Origin of the sequence: Parabacteroides leei (assembly GCF_023369805.1) — a bacterium.
Lineage (GTDB): Bacteria > Bacteroidota > Bacteroidia > Bacteroidales > Tannerellaceae > Parabacteroides > Parabacteroides leei.
Genome location: NZ_JAMBQG010000011.1, coordinates 199,089 through 224,572, shown reverse-complemented (window position 1 = coordinate 224,572; position 25,484 = coordinate 199,089). Strand labels below are relative to the sequence as shown.

The window sequence follows — 25,484 nt, the reverse complement described above, 5'->3', positions numbered from 1 at the left end:
ATAATTCTTTTACCTTTGCAAAGTAACTACATACGTTATGGATAAGGAATCACATCACATCTGTAATCTTAAAAGGGGAGATATCGCATCTTTTGAATACTTGTATAATTGTTGGAGTGGCAAGCTATACAATTTTGTAATGCGTATATCCCAGGGTGATACTTACCTGGCCGAAGAGATCGTTCAGTCCGTATTTATTAAGGTGTGGGAAGGCAGAGACCAAGTCGATGCCGACAAGTCGTTCGGTGCTTACATCTGCACTATCGCCAAAAATCAACTGGTCAATATCTATCAACACCGGATGCTCGAACAGGTTTATCAGGCAAAAATAAAAACATCCGAACCCATAGAGAATACAACAGAGAAAGAGGTCGACTATCATTTATTGGAAGAATATATCGGATCTTTGATAGAACAACTACCTCCTGCCCGTAAAGAAATATTTGTGTTGAGTCGTCGCAAATTGCTGACAAATAAGGAAATTGCAGCAAAACTCAATTTATCTGAAAATACTGTCGAGTCGCAGTTGACCAAAGCGATCGCTTTCCTCCGTAGCAAGATAGATCGTCATTATAATGTCTCTATCCCCTTGCTCCTTTTTTTATTTATTGATTAATAAAAGTTAAAACCATACATGTGGGTAACGGATTTTATTTCGTCGCCTGTATACCTAATAGACACGATAAAATGGAAAAGACAGATTACATACAATTATTCGATAAGTTCCTGCAGAAGCAGGCTACTCAGGAAGAGGTGCAGACACTTATCCAATGGCTGAAAAGCGAAGGTTCGTTTCAGGATTGGGCGGAAGAAGAGTGGGACATGGCTTCTTCTACGATGGATGCCCGCTTGCAACAAAAATTGTTGGGACAGATAAAGGAGAAGATCGGCCGTGAAAAAGTAGAAGAGCTATCCGCGAAAGAAAATAAACAGCGTAGCCTCTATTCATGGGTTACCCGTGTAGCTGCCGTTGCCATATTATTGTTGTTGACCGGTCTGTCTGTCTATTATTATGCTATGAACCAACTGGTCATGGAAGATATGATCGTTTCGGTGGAAAAAGGGCAGAAAGCGAATGTGGTATTGCCTGATGGTTCCAAGGTCTGGGTGAATTCAGATTCCAAACTATCTTATGGCAGCCGCTTCAATCAAAAGGAAAGAGTCCTTTCCCTGGAAGGAGAAGCCTACTTTGAAGTGACACCTGATAAGGATCGTCCTTTTATTGTGGAGACGAAAGAAATGGCAGTCCGTGCCTTGGGTACCAGCTTTAATGTGAAATCGTATGAAGAGGAAAAAGATGCTTCGACCGTATTACGGACAGGAAAAGTGGAAGTAACGACCGACTCGGATTGTCTAGTCTTAAATCCTAACGAGAGGATCGTTTTCAATAAACAAACAAGACACATGGAGAAAAGCGGTGTGGATAATGCAGTCGATTACATCAACTGGAAGTACAATGAATTGACCTTCAATGGTGAAACCTTCGAGAGCATAGCCCATACGTTGGAACGGTATTATAATACCCGGATTGTATTCGAATCGGAATCGCTGAAGAAATACCGGTTTACGGGTACTCCCGGCAATACAAGCCTGGAAAGTATTCTACAGATATTATCCCTCACTTCACCTTTGACATATGAGGTAAAGGATAGTGTGATTGTTTTACGTGAGAATATGAAGGAGAAGGCTTATTATGAGAAAGCATTGAAATAACAACAAATAATACAATGTTTAATATTTAATCTTTTATCGATATGAAAAATACAGAATAAACTTATTTCAAAAAGAATGGGACAATGCAAAGCATCATCCCATCCCGTAGTTCATAAACCGCACTTGGGTATCTCGCAAATAACAAGTGCAATTATAAATACCATTAAGTCTACAAAATTATGAGAATTTTATTAACTAGGGCATATTATGCCCTTAAAAAACGGCAATTTAAGTCAATTAAATTAATCTTACTTATATTGTTAATCTCCCCATCATTATTGGCTCAGGTAACGATAACGGTTAAAAATCAGTCTATACGACAGGCTTTAAAAGAAATACAGCGTTTAAGTCATTATCAGTTCTTTTACAATGATGATTTAACTAGCTTGGATAAAATTGTTTCTTTCACTGCTAAAGATGAAAGTATCGAATCTGTTATGGGGAAGCTTCTTGAAGGTACGAATATCACTTATAAACAGGATAATAACAACCTGATTGTTCTTACTATAAAAGGAACTTCCTCAAAACAGTCAAGCAATGACCAGAAAATAAAAGGTACTGTTGTTGACGAGAGTAAGCAGCCGGTCATTGGTGCTAATATTGTTGTTGAAGGAACCACTAATGGAACTATTACCGATCTGGACGGAAACTTCTCTTTACAGGTTCCTGAAAATGCAGAACTGCGTGTTTCCTATATTGGCTATTTAGATCAGAAAGTAAAAGTCGGAAAAAACACGGCGTTACATATTATTTTGAAAGAAGACGCACAAGCGTTGGATGAGGTTATTGTAGTCGGTTATGGGACAATGAAGAAAAGTGATATTACCGGTTCTGTAGCTTCTGTTAGATTAGATGATTTGAAAGAAGGTGCAAGTACTTCGGTCGACCAGATGCTTTTAGGAAAGAGCGCTGGTGTAAATGTCGTGCAGAGCAGTGGCGAACCGGGTGGAGGTTTCTCTGTAAACATCCGTGGTGCAAGTTCTATTAATGGTGGTGTTTCCCCGTTATATGTAATAGATGGTGTGCCTATCGATAACTCCCGCCCTGTTTCTCAGGGATCTATTGTGGGGTTTAGTGATAGCAGAAGTCCGAGAAATCCTATGTCTTCCATCAATCCTGCGGATATAGAATCTCTTGAAATTTTGAAAGATGCATCAGCCACAGCAATCTATGGTTCAAGAGGTGCCAATGGTGTTATTTTGATCACTACAAAGAGTGGAAAAGCAGAAAAGATGAAAGTCAGCTATTCTGGATCAATAGGAATTCAGAGTCCTTCAAATAAACTGAATATATTGAGTGCTGCTGATTATAAAAGAGTACTGAATGAAATCATTGATGCTGGCGGTGATAGTGAAGCAAACCGCGTAGGGGATATTGCGAACGGTGGTATCGGTACGGATTGGCAGAATGAAGTAACTCAAAATAATGCAATTACTCATGAGCATCAATTGTCATTCTCAGGAGGTAATAGTAAAACTTTTTACTATACTTCATTTAATTACGTAAATCAGGAAGGTATTGTAAAGAATACCAGCTTTGAAAGATTAGGAGCTAGGTTGAATTTAAAATCCGATATTAACGATAAGTTAAAAATCGGTATGAATGTAACTGGTACTTACATGAAAGATCATTTTGTTGCAAATGGATTTGGTGTAAATGAAAATGCCGGTGTGATGTATACTGCTTATAATTATGATCCGACAATTGCAGTTAAAGATGAGGAAGGAAATTATGCTTTATCACCTATCTTGACTCTTGATAATCCGGTTGCATTAGATGAGGGAATGACTTCTTATTCTGATTCTTATAGGTTTTTGGCTTCTGCATTTGGAGAATATTATATTACTAAAGATTTGTTTTTAAGATTAAATCTGGGTACTGACTTTATGAATGAAAGCAGAAAAAACTTTGTGTCAAGTCTTACCCAGCAAGGCGGTTACTATGGTGGTATTGGATCAAACCAGAATTCTGAAAAGAGTAACTATATCGTAGAGGGTACTGCTAATTATAGTAAGACAATAAAGAAACATAGTTTTGGTGCATTAGCAGGTATCTCTTACCAACGTTATGTTACGAGTTACCTGAATAACAGAGCTGCCGATTTTCCAAATGAATCGTTAGGTGCAGAAAATCTGAATTTGGGAAATCAGGAAACATTCAGAATGCAAAATTCAGTAACAGGAAATAGATTAGCATCTTATATCGGTCGTGCAAATTATTCTTATGATGATAGATATTTGGCTACGGTAACTTTTAGAGCAGATGGCTCTTCCCGTTTTGGTAAGAATAATAAATTCGGTTATTTCCCTTCTGCTGCTTTGGCATGGAGAATTTCTAATGAGTCTTTCCTAAAAGGTGTTGACCAGCTCACTTCATTAAAACTTCGCTTGGGCTGGGGTAGAACAGGGAACCAGGAGATTGGAGATTACCCCGCATTAAGTACTTACCAGTCGGCTGGTTCTGCTATATGGGATGGCAAACAGGTAGTGGGTACCGGACCTGCTAAAATACCTAATCCGGATTTAAAGTGGGAGACGACCGACCAGACTAACTTAGGTCTTGATTTTGGCGTATTCAATAATCGTATTAATGGTGGAATTGATTATTTTTGGAAAAAGACGACAGACATGCTTTTGCAGTTACCTGTACCTCAGTCAACCGGCTATAACAGTATTTTATCGAATATTGGAAGAATAGATAATAAAGGTCTTGAAATTTTCCTGAATACAGTAAATATCGATACTCGTAATTTTAAATGGGAGTCAAATATCACATTTACTTCTATGAGAAATAAAGTAAAAGATTTGGGTGGTATCGATGAAATTATTATTGGAGCTGGTTATACTCATGTTGAGCAGGTGGCTATCCGTAAACCCGGTTTACCATTGAACTCTTATTATGGCTGGGAAGTAGCAGGTGTCTGGCAGAAAGATGATGATTTCAGTAAAATGAAAGAAGATTATAAACCTGGTGATCTGAAATATGTAGATCAAAATAATGATGGTGTTATTAACGATGCAGACAGAGTGGTTCTTGGCGATTCTTTTCCGGATTTTCAATGGTCTTTTGGTAATACATTTACTTATAAAAACTTTGATTTGTATGTCTTTTTTGAAGGAGTTCAGGGAGTTGATATGTTGAATGGTAATTTAATTGACAGTTATTTCCCTATAAATTTCCGACGGAACAAATTTGCGGAACCTTATCTGAACAGGTGGACTCCGGAAAATCCGACAAATGAATATCCCTCATTTGTAGATCCACTAAAACAGGGGCGTAAAGTAGTTAATTCACGTACACTTTCTGATGCTTCGTATGTGAGACTTAAAACAATCCGTTTGAGTTATACATTACCCAAGTTTAATAGTCTGATTCAATCGTTACAGCTATATGTAACAGCAGAGAACTTAATTACAATTACCGATTATGTTGGATTGGATCCCGCTATTAATCCAAATAGCAACTCTAATTTTCGAATGGATTTTAATGCATATCCAAGTGCCAGAACATTCATTTTCGGAGCAAAAATTGATTTTTAAGAATAATATAAAAAGTAAGTATATGAAAACAATAAATAATATAACAGTTTGTCTGTTTTCTTTATGCGGGTTACTCTCTCTTCAAGGATGTGAAGGCATTCTAGAGGAGCCTGTCAGATCAGAATTTACAGAAAGCACTTTGCTGGCTACAAAATCAGGTATTGAATCAGTTTTGGCAGATGCCTATTCTAAAGACGGAGGAAGTAGAAATATCGTAAAAAGAGGAGAAATGACTACTGATATTTTGTGGCAATCTGGCGGTGGTGAAAATGGAACTGCAGTACCTTTGATCAATTTCCGGTGGGATTCGTCCAGTACATTAGAAGCTTTTGACTGGATGAATCATTGGGAAGAGATCAGAAATGCGAATATTGTACTAGCCAATGCTCCCAATGCTTCAGGGTTTACTAGCGAAGAGGATCGAACCGGCTTATTAGCAGAGGCACGGTTTATCAGAATATGGGCTTATTATCAATTATGGGATCAGTTTGGTCCGGTACCAATTCGGAAAAGTCTGGAGGATGCTCTTGAATTACCTCGTGCAACAGATGAAGAATTTAAAAATTTTATAGAATCGGAGTTGAAAGCCCTTATTCCTGATCTTTATGAAACAGGAAAACAACCGGCTTACGGACGTGCCCATAGAGGTGCTGCTCAGACATTGCTTTGTATGTGGTATTTGAATACGCATCAGTGGCAAAACTGTGCAGATATGGCAAAAGAAATAATGTCAACTAATAAATTTGCTCTGTGTCCGGATTATAACAAAATGTTTGCTCTGGAAAATGAAAAGAATGAAGAGTTTATTTGGGTTAAGACTTATCTGGCAAATAGTGCAAGTGTAAATATTCTTCTTGCGACGAATTTACCTTGGGACTATTACAAAGGACTTGATGGTGGTATGGAAGGCGTAATTAATGAAAAATGGTCGAATTTTGCTTCTCAATATCGTTTTTATGATGATTTTTATAATAGTTTTGCGCCTGAAGATCAACGTAAAGGACGTATTTTGACCAAATATGAAGATTCTAAAGGAAAGATTGTAGATTTACTTGTTGATTATAAAGATGCTACCCGGGGAATGAAATTCCCTCCTGACCCAAATGCCTCGGCTAACAATCATGGTAATGACTTTCCTTATTTCAGATATGCCGATATTTTACTGGCTAGAGCGGAGGCTTTGAATGAGTTGAATGGTCCTAACCAGGAGTCTGTTGATTTGGTGAATCAGATTAGAAAAAGAGCTGGTTTAGGTAACGTTGCTTTATCCGATTTTCATTCAAAAGAAACATTTTTAGATCAATTGATGAATGAAAGGAAATGGGAATTTTGGAACGAAGGAAAGCGCAGAAGAGACCTGATTCGTACAAATCGATTTATCAAATGTGCACGTGATCGCGGTATTGCTAATGCACAAGATTTTCATGTTTGGTTCCCGATACCCCAGTCTGCTATCGATGCTAGTTCTTTATTGAAGCAAAATGATGGATATTAAGCTTATAACATGCTTGGCTTTGTCTGGTTGGGCAACAACATCTGTGTTTGCCCAATTGACAAAACCGAATATTGTACTGATTATTACCGACCAGCAAAGAGCCGATCTTTGCGGTCGGGAAGGTTTTCCTTTGCCTGTTACTCCCTATGCCGACTCGTTGGCTTCTAAATATGCCTGGTTTAATAAAGCGTATACGGCAGCTCCGGCAAGTGCTCCGGCTCGCTGTTCTTTATTAACAGGAAGATTTCCCAGTGCGACTCATGTTCGAACGAATCATAATATCCCTGATGCATATTATGAGAAAGATATGTTGGATATGTTCAAAGAGAGTGGCTATCATACGGCTTTGGTTGGTAAGAACCATACATATCGAAAGGGAAATACAGAATTTGATTATTTTGTCGGATATGGACATCGTGGCAAGGATAAACCGGAAACAAGCGATGAAAAAGCATTTGCTCAGTTCCTGAATAAAGAAGTACCGGGACATTTCCTGAAACCGGCTCCTTTCTCAGTAGAACAACAACAGCCTTATCAGATTGTGAGTTATGCACTCGATTGGATTCAACAACAAAAAGATTCTCCTTTCTTTATTCAAGTATCCATTCCCGAGCCTCATACTCCATCCCAAGTCTGTGATCCTTATTTCTCTATGTTTCCACCGGAAAATTTGCCACCGCTTCTAACTTCCCGTAAAGACCTGGAAAAGAAAGGTGATAAATATGTGGCACTAGCTGCATTGGAAGACAAAGCATGTCCAAACTTACAACAACAAATACCTCAGTTGAGAAGTATTTATTTAGGTATGGTTCGTATGATCGACGATCAGATCAAACGATTGATGGATGGTATAAAATCATGTGGACAGGCTGATAATACATTATTTATTATTCTTTCTGATCATGGAGACTATTGTGGTGAATATGGGATAATTCGTAAAGGAGCAGGAGTTGCCGAATCGCTTACACGAATCCCTATGATTTGGGCTGGTTATGGCGTTAAGCCACAAAGAAAACCAATGGATGCACATGTATCGATTGTCGATATATTTCCTACGCTTTGCAGTGTTGTCGGAGCAGAAATTCCTGTGGGAGTTCAGGGACGTAGTCTTTGGCCGATGTTACAAGGGGAAGAGTATCCGCGCGAAGAATTTTCCAGTGTTGTTGTTGAGCAAGGATATGGGGGCGAAGATTTTACTCTTGAAGAACCTCTCACCTTTGAAGAAGCAGGAAGTTGCCGGACGGATGTCGAAGGTAGTTTTGATGGCTTAAATCCTTGGACACAAAGTGGTTCTTTGCGAATGATCCGCAAAGGCGACTGGAAGTTAGTGATGGATAATAACGGACGTGGGGAACTGTATAATCTGAAAGAAGATCCATCAGAGATAAAAAATCTGTTTGATAATAAAAAGAATATATCCGAACAGGTCGATTTGTTGAAAGATATGATGACCTGGAATATTCGATTGCAGGATCCGTTACCTATTCCGGGGAGACAATACCCATTCAAACGAAATCCATATAATTATCATAGAAGTATACCATGAATAAAACAGTTTTACTAGTAGCAGCAAGCTGTGGTTTAGTCCATACGATGGATGCGACAGGCCAGCAGCAAAAGCCCAATATAATCATTGTTTATACCGATGATATGGGAATAGGCGATTTATCATGTTATAACAGCGGCTGGGTAGCCACCCCTAACATCGATAAACTAGCCTCACAAGGCTTGAAGTTTAATCATTATTACACTTCGTCGCCGGTGAGTTCTCCGTCCCGTGTGGGGCTGACCACCGGGATGTTCCCTACGGAGTGGGGTATTAATACTTTCCTGCATGAACGGAAAGGGAATGCCGATTGTGAACAATGCGATTATCTGGATAGCAATGCCCCTACGATGGCCAAATCACTGAAAGCGGCCGGCTATGCAACCGCGCATATCGGGAAATGGCATATGGGAGGGGGCCGCGATGTAGACGATGCACCACAAATCCCCCAATATGGTTTCGATGAATATGTGACAACTTACGAAGGACCGGATCCCGATCCCCTGATCACAGCATCCAATTGGATCTGGAGTGAAAAAGACAGCATCCAGCGTTGGGACCGTACGGCCTATTTTGTAGACAAAACTCTGGATTATCTGGCCCGTCATAAAGATAAACCCTGTTTCGTCAACCTTTGGCCGGACGATATGCACGATCCGTGGATTCCTTCATCCGGTTTTTATCCGATATCGGAGTCCTGGGCAACGCGTAATAACTTCGTAGCCGTCTTAACCCAATACGATAAACAGATCGGGCGTTTGATGGAAGGACTGGAACGATTGGGAATCAGTGAAAATACCTTGGTAATCTTCACCAGTGACAATGGGGCGCTGCCTACTTTCGATAACGCACGTACCAACGGCCTGCGTGGTTCCAAGAACAGTATCTACGAAGGAGGTGTCAATATGCCTTTTATAGTTTGTTGGCCCGGAACAATCAAAGGTGGAGAAACAGACAACGAGAGTGTGATCAACGCAGTAGACCTTTATCCCTCTTTGTGCCGTATCGGAGGAGCGAGGTTGATCGACGGTTTTGAATACAGCGGTGAAGATATGAGTCAGGCTCTGTTAGGAATAAAACCTCAGAAGCGAAGCAAAGATATGATGTGGGATTTCGGACGTAACAAATATTTCAATAAACCTCAGAAGAAACAGCGTAGTCCGCATCTTGGTATCCGTCGGGACAACTGGAAGTTATTGGTAGACTCGGACGGAAAGAATATCGAACTTTACGATATAGTACTGGACCCGCACGAAACTACGGATCTTTCAGCTAAACATCCGGAGCTTTGTTCAGAGTTAAGCCGGAAGGTAATCGACTGGTACTTTACGAAAAGGAAGGTGCGTACGAAAGAGAACAGCAAAAATTAATAAATAACAGTCGTATGAATAAAATTATATTGAAATTGGGCTATCTGGGAGCAATAGCGACATTGGCTCCCAGTCTGTCTGCCCGACAGGACACCCGTCCGAATATCCTTGTGATCCTGGCGGATGATATGGGATTCTCCGACCTGGGATGTTATGGTGGTGAAATCCATACTCCCAACCTGGATAAGTTGGCCGAGGAAGGTCTTCGCTTCACTCATTTTTATAATACAAGCCGTAGTTGTCCTACCCGTGCATCGTTGTTGACGGGGCTCTACCAACACCAGGCAGGTATCGGGCGTATGACCTTCGACGATCATCAACCGGGTTACCGAGGAACTATGACACACAACGGGGTTACTATTGCCGAGGCTCTGAAAGAGAACGGTTATCAGACAGCCTGGGTAGGCAAATGGCATATTGCCGAAACACCTTTACGCCCTGATCAGCGTCAGTGGCTGGCACACCAGGTACAACACGATGAGTTTACCCCGAAGGAAAACTACCCGATCAACCGTGGCTTCCAGGATTGTTATGGTACGATCTACGGAGTGGTGGATTACTTCGACCCGTTCAGCCTGGTCAGCGGTGACAAGCCTGTGAACACTGTCCCGGAAGATTACTACAGCACGATCGCATTGGCCGATACAGCCGTCGCCTATGTAAATAAATATGCAAAAACGGATAAGCCGTTCTTCATGTATCTGGCTTTCCATTGTCCGCATTGGCCGTTGCATGCACTACCGGAAGATATAGAAAAGTATAAAGATACTTATAAAGACGGTTGGCAGGCTATCCGCGAAGCCCGCTACCAACGAATGAAGGAGATGAAGTTGTTCGGTGATGCCGATGATTTCCTTTCTCCGCGACAGTTTACCGACTCATGGGACGAGAACCCGACCAAGGAATGGGATGCCCGTGCGATGGCCGTTCATGCAGCTATGGTAGACCGTATGGACCAGGAGATCGGTCGTGTGATAGAGACGCTAAAGAAGAACGGCCAGTTAGATAATACCCTGATCCTCTTTATGTCGGACAACGGTTGTAGTAATGAAGACTGCCAGAATTACTCGGAAGGAGAGAATGACCGTCCTGCTGAAACGCGCGATGGCCGTAAGATCGTTTATCCGAAAGAGAAAGAGATAATGCCCGGCCCGGAAACGAGTTATGCCTCTGTGGGTGCCAGATGGGCGAATACCGCCAATACGCCGTTCCGTTTCTGGAAAGCGAAATCGTATGAAGGTGGTATTTGTACTCCGATGATCGCTCACTGGCCTGAAGGAATTAAGCAACCCCAAGGAACGGTTAATACCCAGATGGGACATGTGATGGATATAATGGCAACCTGCCTTGATATATCGGGTACCGACTATCCGACGGAATACAATGGAAATAAAATCATTCCATTGGCCGGCAAAAGTCTGGATCCGATCTTTAAAACGGGGACCCGCCAGGGACATGACGAATTATGCTTTGAGCATTTCAACGAGAAAGCCCTGATCGATATCTCCGGCTGGAAGATCGTATGGGCGAACAATAAAAAGGACTGGGAGCTTTATAACTTAAATGAAGATCGCAGTGAGATGCATAACCTAGCCGATCAGTATCCTGAAAAGGTAAAAGAGATGGTAGCCCGGTATGAGGAATGGGAGAAAGACTATATGGTCGTTCCCCGTCCGAAATAATATATTACGTTTTTCAATATATGTAAATTAGAAAAACTCCCGGTTGTATTAGGAAGCATAAGCTCCTACATCACCGGGAGTTTTTATATCTTTGTGCGGAACATAAAAACACATAACATGGAACGCTTCGCCGCAATTGATTTTGAAACTGCCAATGGAAAACGCTGCAGTGTTTGCAGTGTCGGGGTGGCTATTGTCGAGGATAATAAGATCATCGATCAGGTATACAGCCTGATCCGCCCTTATCCGAATTACTATACACAGTGGACTACTGCCGTACACGGACTTACGCCGGCCGATACGAATGATGCCCCCGACTTTGAAGAAGTATGGGCAAAGATCGCACCTAAAATAGCCGACTTACCCCTGGTAGCCCATAACAGTCCTTTCGATGAAGGATGCTTGAAAGCCGTACACCAAACATACGAACTGGCTTATCCGAAATATCAGTTCTACTGTACCTGCCGTTTGTCGCGTAAGATGTATCCGTTCTTGGTGAATCATCAGCTGCACACGGTGGCAGCTTATTGTGGGTATGACCTTAGAAACCACCACCATGCAATGGCGGACGCGTATGCCTGTGCCCATATTGCAGTCACTATGATGCGTGAGAAAGGAGTAGAAACCTTACAGGAATTATTATAACCGGCAGCCTTATTCGGTGATCTCCTCTACGGTTACAGTCTGCTGTTTCCCGGCAATCTTATCGACCACAACTGCAATTGCGCCGTCGCCTGTTACGTTGCAGGCCGTACCGAAACTATCCATTGCGATATAGAGGGCGATCATTAAAGCCTGTAAAGTCTCGTTGAACCCCAGCATGCTCTGCAATAATCCGAGTGCTGCCATAATAGCTCCCCCTGGGACTCCCGGAGCGGCAACCATCGTAATACCCAGCATCATAATGAATCCGGCTAAACCGGCAAACGTTACCGGCTCTCCGGCCATATACATGATAGCCATCGCGCAGGCCGTAATCTTCATCGTGCTACCGGAAAGGTGAATGGTTGCACATAATGGGATAACAAAAATAGCGATTGTCTCCCTGACACCGTTCTTGACAGTCTGAGCCAGTGTCACCGGAATGGTGGCAGCCGACGATTGTGTCCCTAATGCAGTAGCATAAGCCGGCAGCATGTTTCTTAATAACCGAAATGGATTTTTTCCGCTGATACTTCCCGCAATCGTGAACTGAATAATCAAAAGCAACACATGCAGTACGAATATCACGATGATCACTTTCAGGAACATGGCTATAATACTCATTACCTGTCCGCTGACTGTCATATTCAGAAAGATTCCGAAGATATGTAAGGGAAGTAACGGAATAATAACGGCTTCGATTAATTTAATGATGATCTTCTGGAAATCGTTGAATCCTTCCCGTAATACATTCCCGTTGATATAAGAAAGTCCCAGCCCGATCGTAAACGATAGTAGCAAGGCTGTCATTACATCCATTAAAGGTGGCATACCTACTGTGAAATAAGGAGTCAGCATAAAATCTTCCGGATTTTCCATTGCTGTAAGTTCCGTATTGACCGGTAAGATATGCGGGAAGATCGCCGAACTACTGAAGAACGTAAAGAATCCTGAGAATATCGTCGAGCCATATGCTATCAGTGCCGTAATGGCCAATAGTTTACCGGCCCCTTTCCCCAGGTCTCCTATGGCTGGTGTCACCAGTCCCAGAATGATAAGCGGGATGGAGAATGAAAGGAAGTTTCCGAACAACGAGTTGAAAGTTACAAAGATACGTGCGATACCATTCGGCAGAAACTGACCGAACAACACACCGGCAGCGATGGCGATAACTACTTTAGTCAGTAGCGATACTTTCAGTTTTTTCATTTATCCGTTTGATTTTATACCCGATGGCGGCAACCGTGATGCTCATCAACGGGCTGATTAGATTAAAGAAACAATAAGGTAAATATGTAAGAGTGGCTACACCCAGAATGGTAGCCTGCGTCATACCGCAAGTATTCCACGGGATAAGGACGGAAGTCACCGTTACCGAGTCTTCCGTGGTCCGGCTTAACAGACGACTTTCATATCCCTTCTTTTGATAAATATCTTTGAACATATTTCCTGTAAGGATAATCGAGATGTATTGGTCGGCAGTACAGATATTAAGGAACAGACCCGACCCGACAGTCGATGCAACCAGTCCTACGGTACGTTTCATAAAACGGATGAATACCGAGGTAATACTTCCCAGCATGCCGCTGGCAGTCATGGCTCCCCCGAAACACATGGCACAGATGATTAACCAGATCGTGTTCATCATTCCGCTCATCCCCCGGGTGGATACCAGATCGTTCAGTTCGGGATTTCCTGTTTGTATTTGCGTACTTCCGTAGAAGGTCATGATCAATCCTTTAAATTGCGATTGCATGTCCAGTATTGGTAAACCTGATATTTCCTGCAACAGATGCGGCTGAAATATCAAGGCAAATATACCGGCCAATGTAGTTGACAAAAATAATGTGATGATTGACGGAACTCGCTTGGCTATTAGTATTCCTGTGATGACCGGAACAATTAATAGCCACAGGGAAATATCGAAAGTCTCTTTCAGGGATGCCGAATACATGGCTATCTGATCAGTTGCAGCCGCTTCATGAGTAAGACCGGCTACCGTGAAGATGATGAGTGTGATCAGTATGGAAGGGACTGTTGTAATCATCATGTATTTGATATGCTTGAACAAGGGAGTGTCGGTTACCGACGAAGCCAGGATTGTCGTGTCTGAAAGCGGAGATATTTTATCTCCGAAATAGGCTCCGGAAACGATGGCTCCGGCAATCCAACCATCATCAAATCCTTGTGCTTGTCCAATCCCCAGCAATGCAATTCCAATTGTCGCAATAGTGGTCCATGAACTACCGGTCATGACAGATACGACAGCACAGATAATGCAAGTGGAGGTAAGGAAGAAGCTGGGATGAATAATCTGCATTCCGTAATAGATCAGTGTCGGTACAACTCCGCTTATCATCCAACTTCCGGATAGGGCACCGATAATCAGTAGTATAATCAGTGCTGTAGCAACACCTGATATATTATTGATCATGGCTAGTTCGATCGACTTCCACCGTACTTTGCTGTAGCCCATCGCGATCAGGCAGCAAACTGCTGTAGCGGTAAGTAGAACAACCTGGCTGCCTCCGCTCAGGGCATCACTGCCGAAGGTGCGGATAGTGACAAACAGAAGTGAAACCAATACAAGTATGGGTACCAGAGAAAGTAAAGGTGAGGGTATCTTAGTGGGAGTATGATCCATTATAAATACGTGCTTATAAATTTTGCCTACAAAAATACGGAAAAATAATGTATGTATTGATATTCCAGATTTCATTTTCCGAATAGTAAATCATACAAATAAATAAAATTGTCAAAATGTTATTTTATCCTATCCGAGGTTGTTCTCTATGGGGTTTGGTACGGGATTGCCCGGATTACCGGGGTTGTAGAGGAGTTCGCGATTGTCATATTGACTTAAAGGAGGTCAATAAACCGGATGAATAAGAATGATTTGTCGTATAAAGATTCAATTTGAATAGGAATGGTGTGTATAACTGTTCATACGATAAATTGTTGTCTGCCTGTTTTTGATAGCTTCTGTAAAAAATAAATGTTTTACAACAGCTCTTTTTAACGAAAAAACGCTGTGATTTCCCGAAATCTCGACTGCAATTGCCATTTGTTTCGTTTAAAACAAACCTTCACTCCGTTTAAAACGGAGAAAATCTCGGTTTAAACGAAGTTCAAAAAAATAGTAATGGTTATTTGAAAAGGCTTTAAACGATGAATGTGTTAATTAATGTGATTATTTTTTGTCCGGATGCACAATTGAAACGAATATGCTTGTTACTAATTTGCCTTGTAATTCTTCATAATGTTTTTATTTTTCGTGCTTTGTGATCTTTTTGTTTTTTGTGTAATTCTTATCCGATTACGATTTCTAAAAAAAATGACTTCCCCATATACCCGCTCTTTTCTTTTCTGCGCCTTTATTAATGAGTGGGGGAAATTCCTGCTATTTAATTGGAAGAAATGGATCAAATAGATAATTATATACAATCTTTTCTGAATGGATCTCTGGATGCTGAAGGTCATGCTGCTTTGCGGCAATGGGTGAAAGCTGATCCGGAGAATAAAGAATATTTTCATAATACGGTAGCTGTATGGAAAGCGACGGGCATTTTGTCGAATGCAGATGGATTTGATGTAGAAAAAGCGATCGGCAAGTTTAAAAATGAATCCAAACCGGCGAACCGGATCGATTTTTATCGCCGTGCGTTGAGAGTATCGGTTGCTGTAATCATCATTTTATTATGTGGGATTTCTTCGTTGTTCTTTTTATGGCAATCAGAAAGAACTGCGTCGGAGGCGATTAACGAATATAAAGAATATGTCGTAGAAGTTCCGGACGGAGCAAAATCTAAAATTACATTTCCTGACGGGTCTGTTGTTTGGCTGAATGCCGGGAGTAAGGTGAAGTATGACTCGAACTTTGCAAAGGAATCAAGAAATGTGCAATTGTCGGGTGAAGGCTATTTTGAAGTAAGCAAAAATAAGGAATTACCCTTTTTGGTGAATACCGGGAAATTAACCGTGAAGGTTCTCGGTACTAAATTCAATCTAAAATCCTATGAAGAAGACTCAGAGGTGAAAGTAACCCTCAAAGAGGGTGCGGTGAAAGTCGGAGATTTTCCGACCGATGCCGCACCAGTTGTGTTGAAACCCAACCAACGTTTTATTTTCAAGAAGGCAGACTTGACAATGCATGTGGATTCAGTGGATGCCAGCCATATTGAAAACTGGCGTAATGGAGCAATGACATTTGAAAGAGTTTCTCTGGAAGATATTACGAAAGAATTGAAACGCCAGTATGATATACCTATTCGGATAGAAAACGAATCTCTGAAAAAGATTGTTTATTATTCTGATTTTCAGGAAAATGTAACCGTTGAAAAGGTGTTGGAGATATTGTCCTCCGGTAATAAATTCAGGTTTGAGGTGAAACCGGAGTTGATCAGAATTTATAAATAACATAGGTCTAATTTAAAGCAAATGTGAATGAAAGAAAAGTAAATGTAACCGTTGGCTGAAAAAGTAGAAAACAGCCATTATTTGTCGAGTATTTTAAAAGTTAAATCTTAAACAAGTGAAGTATGAAAAAAACATTTAGAAAATCTGTTCAGGACTTATTGGCTACAAGAGCAGGACGCCTGGCTAATCTGGCCGGTGTATTTCTTGTTGCCGGAACGCTTACATTGAGTGCAAGTACGTATGCGGCTGAACATATGCTTTCCTTAAATCTCAAGAATGCCACGATCCGTGAGGCTATTGAATCCATCAAGAGCCAAAGTGAATTTTCATTCAGTCTGGATGTTAAAGATCTGAATCTGGATGAAAAGGTGTCCGTTTCAATGGACAACAAATCTATCAATGAAGTATTGGCTGTATTGTTTAACGGACGGAACGTTCGTTATGAAATTAACGATCGCCATATTGTAATTACCCGCGTAGGGCAAACTGGACCTGTTGCAGGTGTGCAACAGCAGACAAAGAAGGTTACAGGAACGATTCTTGATCCGAACAACGAACCGATCATCGGTGCGAATGTGGTTGTCAGGGGGACGACGATCGGTACTGTGACAGATGTGGACGGTAAGTTCGAACTGGATGTTCCGACAGGAGCAACTTTACAGGTTTCTTATATCGGATATATTGAACAAGATATTGCGGTAGGAAATAAATCTATCTTGTCTGTTATAATGAAAGAGGACTCACAAGCCCTGGATGAAGTAGTGGTGGTAGGTTTCGGTACACAGAAGAAATTGAACCTGACCGGAGCAGTTGCTGCTGTTAGCGGTGAAGAAATGACCAAACGTCCGGTAGTGAACCCGAGCACGATGCTTCAGGGACAGATCCCGGGTGTGCGTGTAACACAGGGATTAGGACAGCCCGGTAGTGAGAGTGTGTCGATCCGTGTTCGTGGTCAGGGTACATTCTCTTCTGCAGGTTCCGACCCGTTGATTTTGATCAATGGCGTACCTGGAGATTTAAACAGTCTCGATCCTAGTGTCATTGAATCTGTTTCCGTATTGAAAGATGCCGCATCTGCCTCTATTTATGGGGCTCGTGCCGCAAACGGCGTTATCTTGGTAACGACCAAACAGGGTGCCGGCGATCAGAAAACCAAGATTGCTTATCACGGCAATTTAGGTATTCATACACCGACACGAATGTTTGACCTTGTCACTAATTCCGCCGAGTATATGGAATTGGCAAATTTGGCTAAAACAAACTCCGGTTTAGGAGATAAATATCCGCAGGAAGAAATTGATAAATATCGTGCATCGAATGGAGCGGATCCTCAATATCCGAGCTTCGACTGGATCGATTACATGTTTAATCCGGCATTGGTGCAGAATCATAACTTATCGCTGGCCGGATCTTCTGAAAAGTCTACCTATAATGTGTCGTTGAACTATGTCAACCAAGAAGGTACATTGCGTGGTTTTAATTATAGAAAATATAACATGACTATCGACCTGACTTCTCAGGTGACTAGTTGGATGCGTGTGGGTACTTATGCCAGCATGATGCATGGAAATAAAATGCAAACACGGCAAAGCCAGGATGATGCATTGTTGTCTACCTTGTCCCAGGCCCCGACTTATATGCCTTGGTTGCCGGATGATGGTTCTGGTGTTACAAGATGGACAAATTCGGCTTATGATTATGAATCGCATAATAAGAACATGCCGGGTATCATAGGGACCGGAACAAACAAACCTAATCTGGATTTTGATATCAATGCTCAGATTTGGGCTGAGATCAAGTTATACAAGGGACTTACCTGGTATACAAAAGGGGCGGCCCGTCTGTATTCCAATAAATGGAAAGACTGGAGAGGAAAACCTGAACCTCTTTATATGTACCATACCGGTGAGGAAAAAGGTCAGTTGGATAAAGGCGGTATCGGTCTGGAAGAAGAAGACGAACGTTTGTTCTATACCAACTTGTATACTTATTTGAAGTATGATTATACCTCTCCGAATAAAGATCATAGCTTTTCAGTAATGGCAGGTTACAGCCAGGAAGATGAGAAATATCAGTCTATTAAGGCGTATCGTCGTGATTATCCGTTCGATTTACCGACTCTGGATGCCGGCGGTAAAACCGGTATGACCAATGGTGGTGATTCGGATAAAGGAAGTGAACGTGAATGGGCCTTGATGTCAGGCTTTGCACGTATCAATTACAACTATAAAGACCGTTATCTGGCTGAAGTAAATGCCCGTTATGATGGTTCTTCCAGAATTGCAAAAGATGGTCGCTGGGGATTATTTCCGTCATTCTCTTTAGGCTGGCGTTTAACGGAAGAGGAATTTATTAAAAATGCAGATCTTTCCTGGTTGTCAAATGCCAAGGTCAGAGGTTCATGGGGACAGCTGGGTAACCAGAACATCGGTTATTATCCGTATCAGGCAATGATTGCAGGTGTCGATGCTTATCCATTCGATAAAAAGAATGAATCGTTGGCTTATTCCCAGAAGGTGTATGCTAATCAGAATATCAAATGGGAAACTACTACTATTACTGATATAGGTGCTGATTTTCAGTTTTTACATCGTTTGAATGTAACATTCGACTGGTATAATAAAGTGACTAAGGATATTCTTCGCGGCTCACAGGTCTCTTATCTGTTAGGATTAGATGCTCCGACTGTAAACAATGGTACTTTGGAAAATAAAGGTATTGAATTGGCTGTAAACTGGAATGATGTAATCCAGAGTGGAATATTCAAAGGACTTGAATATAATGTCGGTTTCTATGTAGATCGTTCACGTAATAAATTGATCGATTTTGGTGATGTAGAATATAAGAATCATGGCATTCTTCAGGAAGGCTTACCTTATGGACAATATTATATGCTGGAGTGTATCGGAGTATTTGCTGATGAAAACGAAGTAAAGGATTCGCCGAAACAGTTTACTGACGATACAAAACCCGGTGACTTGAAATATCGCGATGTAGACGGTAATGGTAAGATTGACAACAATGACCGTGTGGCTATGGATGGTCGTTTCCCCGGCTTTGAATATTCTGTAAATGCAAGTGCTTCATGGAAAGGTTTTGATATTTCTCTGTTGGGACAGGGTGTTGCCGATAAGAAATATTATATCACAGACTGGGGAGTAGTACCTTTCAGACAGGGTTCAGCTCCTACCCGTGACTATCTGGCTGGTATGTGGACTCCTGAAAATCCGAATGGTGCGAAGCATCCGAAACTGTATTGGGATAATTTGGGTGGTGGAAAGAATACACGCGATAATACCTATTTCCTCCGTGATGCCTCTTATTTCCGTCTGAAAAACCTGACTGTTGGATATACGATTCCTAAACAGTTTACAGATAAGATCAATATGTCCAGACTGAGAGTTTATTTCTCTGCCGACAATCTGGTTACTTTCACGAAGTTCGATGGATTGGATCCGGAACGCAGTAATAGCGATAGTGGTGACGGACGTGCTGCTCAATATCCGCAAAACCGGATTGTATCATTTGGTTTGAATGTTGAATTTTAATATGGATAGAAAATATGAAACGATTAATAAATATATCATTAGCCGCCTTATTGTTGTTGGGAACGACTGCATGTGAAGATTTTTTGCAAAAAGATCCTCCTTCATCACCATCACAATCTATTTTCTGGCAATCGAAAGCAGAATTTGAATATGGCCTTGCTGCTTGCTACTCTGTCGTTTATGAATGGCCGCAGTCTTTGGGTGAAATTCAGGCTTGTTTTGACAACTTGACCGATAACTCTTTATGTCAGCATGATGAAACGACTTATGGTAAAACCAAGACAATGGCTCAGGGAGACATTACTCCTTTCTCTGATGGCTTTGTTTCTGATGTCTATAAAATATGCTATAAAGGAATAGGACGTGTACATCAGGTAATGGAGCAATTGGAGGGCTATAAAGGTCCTGATATGTCTACTGAGGATCGTCAATTTATACTTGGACAATGCAAAGCTTTGAGAGGATATTATTATTATTGGTTGTACCAGTGTTATAAAGAAGTCCCTTTGGTAACAGAACTTCTAACGACTGATAATATGTATTTGCCGAAGGCTTCACGTGCCGATATTTATGCTCAGATAACAAAAGATTTCGATGAGGCGATTAGTGAATTACCAGATCTTCCTTATTCGGATGGAAAGGTTTCGGGGCGTATTACTCCTGCCGCCATAAAAGTTCTTAAGGCTCGTTTGATGATAATGAATGCCTATGATGATAATGGAAATGCAGATCCGGCAAAAATGAAGGAAGTCGTTCCTTTGCTGGAAAGTATCAAAGGATACAGTCTGGCCGATAATTTCCGTGATAATTTTGTTTCGTCAAAACAGCTGGCTAGCCCGGAAATTATTTTCTCTGTCAGATATTTATCTCCGAACAGGAATAATGATATAGACTTGTACTTCGGAGCATGGGCAACGAATATTGTTATGCGTAATCTGGTAGATGAATATGAATGTACGGATGGTTTGGAGTGGGGTAAATCTCCATTAACAGTGCCGGTTGACGAGTCGTTGATCAATACCAGCGATGGTTCATTGAAAGAAAAACAAAAGGCTGAACGTGAAAAGTTGTTCCAGAACCGTGATCCTCGTTTAGCTCAGACGATTGCCCATTCGGGTGTTCTTAACTTTCCGGAAAAAGATGATTTCCCTGATGAAGTTACAGCATCCAACAGTCCTTCCGGATTTAGTATAATGAAACTGATCCAGCCATCAAAGACCTCTCCCGGTTATGATACGAATACCGATCCGGATGTCGTTCTGGTTCGTTATGCACATGTCTTGTTGATGATCGCAGAGGCAGAGAATGAGGCCAATGGTCCGACTGAGAAAGTTTATAGCGCTATCAACCAGGTAAGAGATCGTTCAAAAATGCCACCTTTGCCTGCCGGTTTAACAAAAGACCAGATGCGTGAACGTGTTCGTCATGAATGGCGTGTCGAAACAGCTTTTGAAGGATTACGTTATTTCCATATGAAACAATGGAAAACTTTACCCAAAGTGAACGATATGGTAGACCCGATGTATCAGACGAAATCAGTATTTAAACCTGAATTTTACTTCTGGCCATTGCCACAAGGTGAAATAGATAAAGCTGGTGGAGTTCTTGTTCAGGATCCTGCTTATAATTAATTGAAAATTTGAATTAAAAAGAAAGGAATGCCCGGGATAGTGAATTTGCTTAATATCCCGGGCTTTTTGCTGATTAATAGGATAATATCTATCGATCTTACTGACTAGAAAAAACGTTCCTTTTTTTTAGTCATTCCTTATGACTTTTGCGAGAATCTCAATATTTTCATAAAAGTACTAATAATCCGCAATATAGCTTGCATTTCAATTCGTAAAAATAATAATACAATCTCGAAAAAATGATGACTAAAAAAAAGGAACGTTTTAACTAGTCATTTCATTATTAATGTACTTTTTAAGGATGCTCATATATGCTGTTTTCTAGAAAGTTATGCGTTTACGGTGATAATGCTTTATTAAGGATATGAAAGATGTTTTTAATGAATTTGCCGAGTTACAGCAAGGAGGCTATAAAACTTTCGAGAATTTGTTTCGAAAATATTATGTCGTTCTTTGTTATGAAGCACGTTCATATATTGTAGAAAAACATATCATAGAAGAGTTGGTAGGGGACGTTTTCCGATGGTTATGGGAGAACAGGGAAACTGTGGTTATTACGACTTCGATTAGAGCTTACTTGATCAGAGCTGTTCATAATGCATGTTTATCTTATCTCCGTCAAAATCAACCGGAGCATATCGAATTGGATAATGTAACGGAGAAGAATGCTCTTTTTTCGTTGGATGAATCCCCGCTCGATTACGTACTCTCTAAAGAACTGATAGAGCGAGTAAACAAAGCGGTTAAAGAATTACCACCCCAATATAAAAGAGTTTTTGAACTCAGTCGATATAAAAATCTAACTTATGCGGAGATCTCAGAAGAAATGGGTATCTCTGTCAATGCTGTAAAATTATATCAGAAGAAGGCGTTGGCACGACTTCGGCTGGCTTTAAGGGAGTATTTGTCGGCCTCTCTTGATTAAGTTTCAAAATATAAATGCATCTTTGTTGCGATAAGAAATGATCGGCTTATCAGTTGTCAGCTTGTTAACGCAACAACAATAATAAATACTTATGAAAAAGATTCTTATACTTATTGTTTTGTTGGGATTACTGTATCCTGACCGATCGTTTGCACAGAATAGTGTCAAATTGTATCCTTATCAAATGACTCCATCTCTTCATCCCGATTATTTGCGTCATCATGTGAAATCGCCGGATGCCTCTTTCTTTAACGACAAAATCCAGTTTATAGCTCTCCGTGACCTTTCCGGCGATTATAAACGAAAGCTCGATCAATGGGTGGTCAAAGACAAACTCGGAGATATCCTGTGGGTTTCCTATCCGTTGGTTTTTCAGGATAACCTGAAAGATGTGGTATCCGAGATAAAGAAAAGAAATCTTTATCTGTTCGACCTTTGGGGATATATACCCGGTTCAGGCCCAGGGGGATACTGGACGCAGTTTGTCATTCCAGATGGTGTACTTAACCTTTTTGAATCGGAGTTAGGAGACCGTTGGCTGGGAATGGATAATGGCGAGCAGGATGGGCGTTATGTCGGTAGCTTCGCTCCCCGGATGTATCCTTTGGGAGCAGACCGGAAACAGCAATACTTTAATTTCCAACGTCATTTCCAGGAAATGGGTGACCAGTTGGGAAATAAAATGGCAACGCTTGTTTCTCTGAACTTCGGGCATTATTTCCTGAAGGAAGGTGTCTATACCCTGATCGGTGCCGAGACTGCCCAGGGATTGCCTAATTCGCAGATATATTATTCGTTTATCCGTGGAGCCGGTAAACAATATGGCGTTAACTGGTTCGGAAATGCTTCTGTATGGAACCGTTGGGGATATAAGACATACGATTCGAATGCTACCAATATAGATGAAGATTATGGAAGTGGAGGCCCATTGAAAGGAACTTCCTTAGGGCTGTTGAAACGATTGATCTATACCCATCTGATGTATGACTGTGTAGCTGTCGGCTTTGAAGGTTCTATGCGGGTCGACGATAAAGAGTTGAGTCCGATCGGCAAAATACAGCAGAGTGCGGTTAAATGGGTTGATAAGTATGGCGATCCGGGGATAATGTACACCCCGGTTGCATTGATGACCGATTTCTTTTCCGGTTGGTCCTTCCCGCGCCATTTATATTCCAGGCAAGCTTATAAAGTATGGGGAAATCTTCCTTATGAGTTGCCGGATTACCTGACGGATGCAATGCTCGATATTTTGTACCCGGGTTATCAGGATGCTTCTTATTATAAGGATGAAAGAGGTTTTATTACGCCGAATCCTTATGGCGATATTGCCGATTGCCTGATGAGCGATGCTCCTTTATGGATATTGAAACAATATCCGGTATTGGTTATTGCCGACGAACTGCGGGCGGGTAAAGAAATTAACGACAAACTGAATGCTTATGTCAGTGAAGGCGGCCATCTGGTTATTACTGCCGGTTCTTTGAAGAATATGCCGGACGGTATAGCCGGTATCCGTTCCGGAGAAAAAACTACGGTATGTACCGCTCCGGTAACATATAAAGGACAGGCATTAACAGAGCGTGCTCCTTATTCATTGGCCGAGTTGATCTATCCCGTATCGGCAACAGTACTGCAAAAGAGCAACGAACTACCGGCTGCTGTCGAACTGAATGCCGGAAAAGGGAAAGTTACTGTTATCGCCTCTCCTTATGGAGTTACAGAACAGTCGCAATGTGAATTACCTGTAAAAGTGATGGAAGAAAAGCCATTGGACAAGCCGTACCCGATACTTAACCATACGAAAGCATTGATGGAAGATATTTTTGCTTCTATGCAACTGTTTGAAACAAATCCGGAATTAAGCCTTGTTACCTGTTCGAGAGGGAACGGTGAATACACGGTCTTGATCTCCAATGAGTCTTGGGAACCAAAAAAATTCTCGATCGGAACAAAAACAGGAAAGATCGTATCCATCAAAGAATTACCGACTGATTGTTCGGAAATGAAAGCAATAGGTTATACTCCGAAAGTCATGTTGAATACATCGTTTGGAAAGAACACCTCCAATACGATAGCCGGTGGAAATGTCCGTATTTTCTGTGTCCACCTGAATAAGGATGCGGATGTGACGGTCATGCCGGAAAGTACACCGGTTCCGAATACCACCGGACGGGCACTTGTTCTGCGTAATATCCTCGATGTAAAGGAAGAAATCCTTTCACGTCCTACCTTCTTCGAACATTATGACCGCGTTGTGATTGACTGGCGTTATTTGCATAACAAAGAAAAAGAAGTCCTGAAGCACGAAGCCGGCTGGCTGGGACGGCAGAAACTGAAAATGACAGTCGACCTGACTTCCGGACTGAACCTGTATCCTGATTTGAGGATTGTAAATAATGACCCTCCTTTCTACCGGAAAAGTATGGAGGTTATGAAAGGCGTTATCGATAAGATGGAGATACTTGGTGCCGATGAATTATTGATATCTACCCAGCGTACCATAGAGAATAATTACACGATGGAACAGTTCTATGATTCCCTGAAGGAATCTTTCCAGGTTTTATCCGATTATGCAGCAAGGAAAAATATCCGTTTGTTATTAAGGCAATCTGTTTCCCGCACTCCCGATACGATAGAAGGTTTGCAGAAACTGGTAGAAGAAGTGAACCGTCCGAATTTTACACTGGTACCTGCATTGTCGTTATTATTGAATGATGAGGCCGGTCTGGATGCAGATCTCGCTCGTCTGAAACAGATGGATATTAAAGATATTCTTATTTCCGCTCCGGAAAAAGATATTCACGATCAATTATGGAACACCAATACTCCGATATATAAATCCGGTCAAATAGCGATCATCCGTAGGATACTGGCAGCATTCCCGCAGGTAAACTACATTATGGATGGTTTATATACTTCGCAGGATGAAGAGTATCTGGATGGGAAAACGATGGACGAATTTGTTACTAAAAAATAA

General features: G+C 41.4%; 15 protein-coding genes. 13 read left to right on the top strand and 2 right to left on the bottom strand.

From position 1 onward, the window contains the following. Positions 1 to 37: 37 nt before the first annotated feature. The 8 genes from M1P97_RS16470 (at position 38) to M1P97_RS16435 (ending at position 11,990) form a co-directional block, all read left to right on the top strand. Positions 38 to 616, top strand: a complete 579-nt coding sequence (locus M1P97_RS16470) for an RNA polymerase sigma-70 factor (RefSeq protein WP_195375265.1) — start codon at positions 38 to 40, stop codon at positions 614 to 616. A 71-nt stretch (positions 617 to 687) separates the two neighbouring features. Then, complete coding sequence (locus M1P97_RS16465; protein ID WP_249389636.1) at positions 688 to 1,713, top strand: FecR family protein; 1,026 nt, start codon at positions 688 to 690, stop codon at positions 1,711 to 1,713. 179 nt (positions 1,714 to 1,892) lie between these two features. Continuing rightward, the gene (locus tag M1P97_RS16460) at positions 1,893 to 5,252 is read left to right on the top strand and encodes a TonB-dependent receptor (RefSeq protein ID WP_249389635.1); all 3,360 of its coding nucleotides are present in this window, start codon (positions 1,893 to 1,895) and stop codon (positions 5,250 to 5,252) included. Positions 5,253 to 5,274: 22 nt separating this feature from the next. Further along, complete coding sequence (locus M1P97_RS16455; RefSeq protein ID WP_249389634.1) at positions 5,275 to 6,747, top strand: RagB/SusD family nutrient uptake outer membrane protein; 1,473 nt, start codon at positions 5,275 to 5,277, stop codon at positions 6,745 to 6,747. Further along, positions 6,734 to 8,293, top strand: coding sequence for a sulfatase family protein (locus M1P97_RS16450; protein WP_394803927.1), 1,560 nt, complete (start codon positions 6,734 to 6,736; stop codon positions 8,291 to 8,293). Before M1P97_RS16455 ends, M1P97_RS16450 begins: the two co-directional genes overlap by 14 nt. Next, complete coding sequence (locus M1P97_RS16445) at positions 8,290 to 9,663, top strand: sulfatase family protein (protein ID WP_249389633.1); 1,374 nt, start codon at positions 8,290 to 8,292, stop codon at positions 9,661 to 9,663. The genes M1P97_RS16450 and M1P97_RS16445 overlap by 4 nt, the downstream gene beginning before the upstream one ends. A 14-nt stretch (positions 9,664 to 9,677) precedes the next feature. Then, the gene (locus M1P97_RS16440; protein ID WP_249389632.1) at positions 9,678 to 11,345 is read left to right on the top strand and encodes an arylsulfatase; all 1,668 of its coding nucleotides are present in this window, start codon (positions 9,678 to 9,680) and stop codon (positions 11,343 to 11,345) included. Between the two features lie 117 nt (positions 11,346 to 11,462). After that, positions 11,463 to 11,990 (top strand): 3'-5' exonuclease, encoded by a 528-nt coding sequence (locus M1P97_RS16435; RefSeq protein WP_195375526.1) that lies wholly within the window; start codon positions 11,463 to 11,465, stop codon positions 11,988 to 11,990. 9 nt (positions 11,991 to 11,999) lie between these two features. Here M1P97_RS16435 and M1P97_RS16430 read toward each other — a convergent pair whose 3' ends face one another. Together M1P97_RS16430 and nhaC are read right to left on the bottom strand one after the other, a co-directional pair. Then, positions 12,000 to 13,196 carry a dicarboxylate/amino acid:cation symporter gene (locus tag M1P97_RS16430; protein WP_195375527.1) on the bottom strand — a complete coding sequence of 399 codons (1,197 nt, stop codon included), beginning with the start codon at positions 13,194 to 13,196 and terminating at the stop codon, positions 12,000 to 12,002. Next, complete coding sequence (nhaC, locus tag M1P97_RS16425) at positions 13,165 to 14,631, bottom strand: Na+/H+ antiporter NhaC (RefSeq protein WP_249389631.1); 1,467 nt, start codon at positions 14,629 to 14,631, stop codon at positions 13,165 to 13,167. Before nhaC ends, M1P97_RS16430 begins: the two co-directional genes overlap by 32 nt. Positions 14,632 to 15,404: 773 nt before the next feature. Here nhaC and M1P97_RS16420 point away from each other — a divergent pair. The 5 genes from M1P97_RS16420 to M1P97_RS16400 all read left to right on the top strand — a co-directional run bounded on the left by M1P97_RS16420 (position 15,405) and on the right by M1P97_RS16400 (position 25,484). Beyond that, positions 15,405 to 16,403, top strand: a complete 999-nt coding sequence (locus M1P97_RS16420) for a FecR family protein (protein WP_249389630.1) — start codon at positions 15,405 to 15,407, stop codon at positions 16,401 to 16,403. Between the two features lie 122 nt (positions 16,404 to 16,525). After that, a complete protein-coding gene (locus tag M1P97_RS16415) occupies positions 16,526 to 19,951 on the top strand; it encodes a TonB-dependent receptor (protein WP_249389629.1) in 3,426 nt (1,141 codons plus the stop codon). A 14-nt stretch (positions 19,952 to 19,965) separates the two neighbouring features. Then, positions 19,966 to 21,582 carry a RagB/SusD family nutrient uptake outer membrane protein gene (locus M1P97_RS16410; RefSeq protein WP_195375531.1) on the top strand — a complete coding sequence of 539 codons (1,617 nt, stop codon included), beginning with the start codon at positions 19,966 to 19,968 and terminating at the stop codon, positions 21,580 to 21,582. Positions 21,583 to 21,946: 364 nt separating this feature from the next. Next, positions 21,947 to 22,507 (top strand): RNA polymerase sigma-70 factor, encoded by a 561-nt coding sequence (locus tag M1P97_RS16405; protein WP_249389628.1) that lies wholly within the window; start codon positions 21,947 to 21,949, stop codon positions 22,505 to 22,507. A 91-nt stretch (positions 22,508 to 22,598) separates the two neighbouring features. Then, positions 22,599 to 25,484, top strand: coding sequence for a hypothetical protein (locus tag M1P97_RS16400; protein ID WP_249389627.1), 2,886 nt, complete (start codon positions 22,599 to 22,601; stop codon positions 25,482 to 25,484).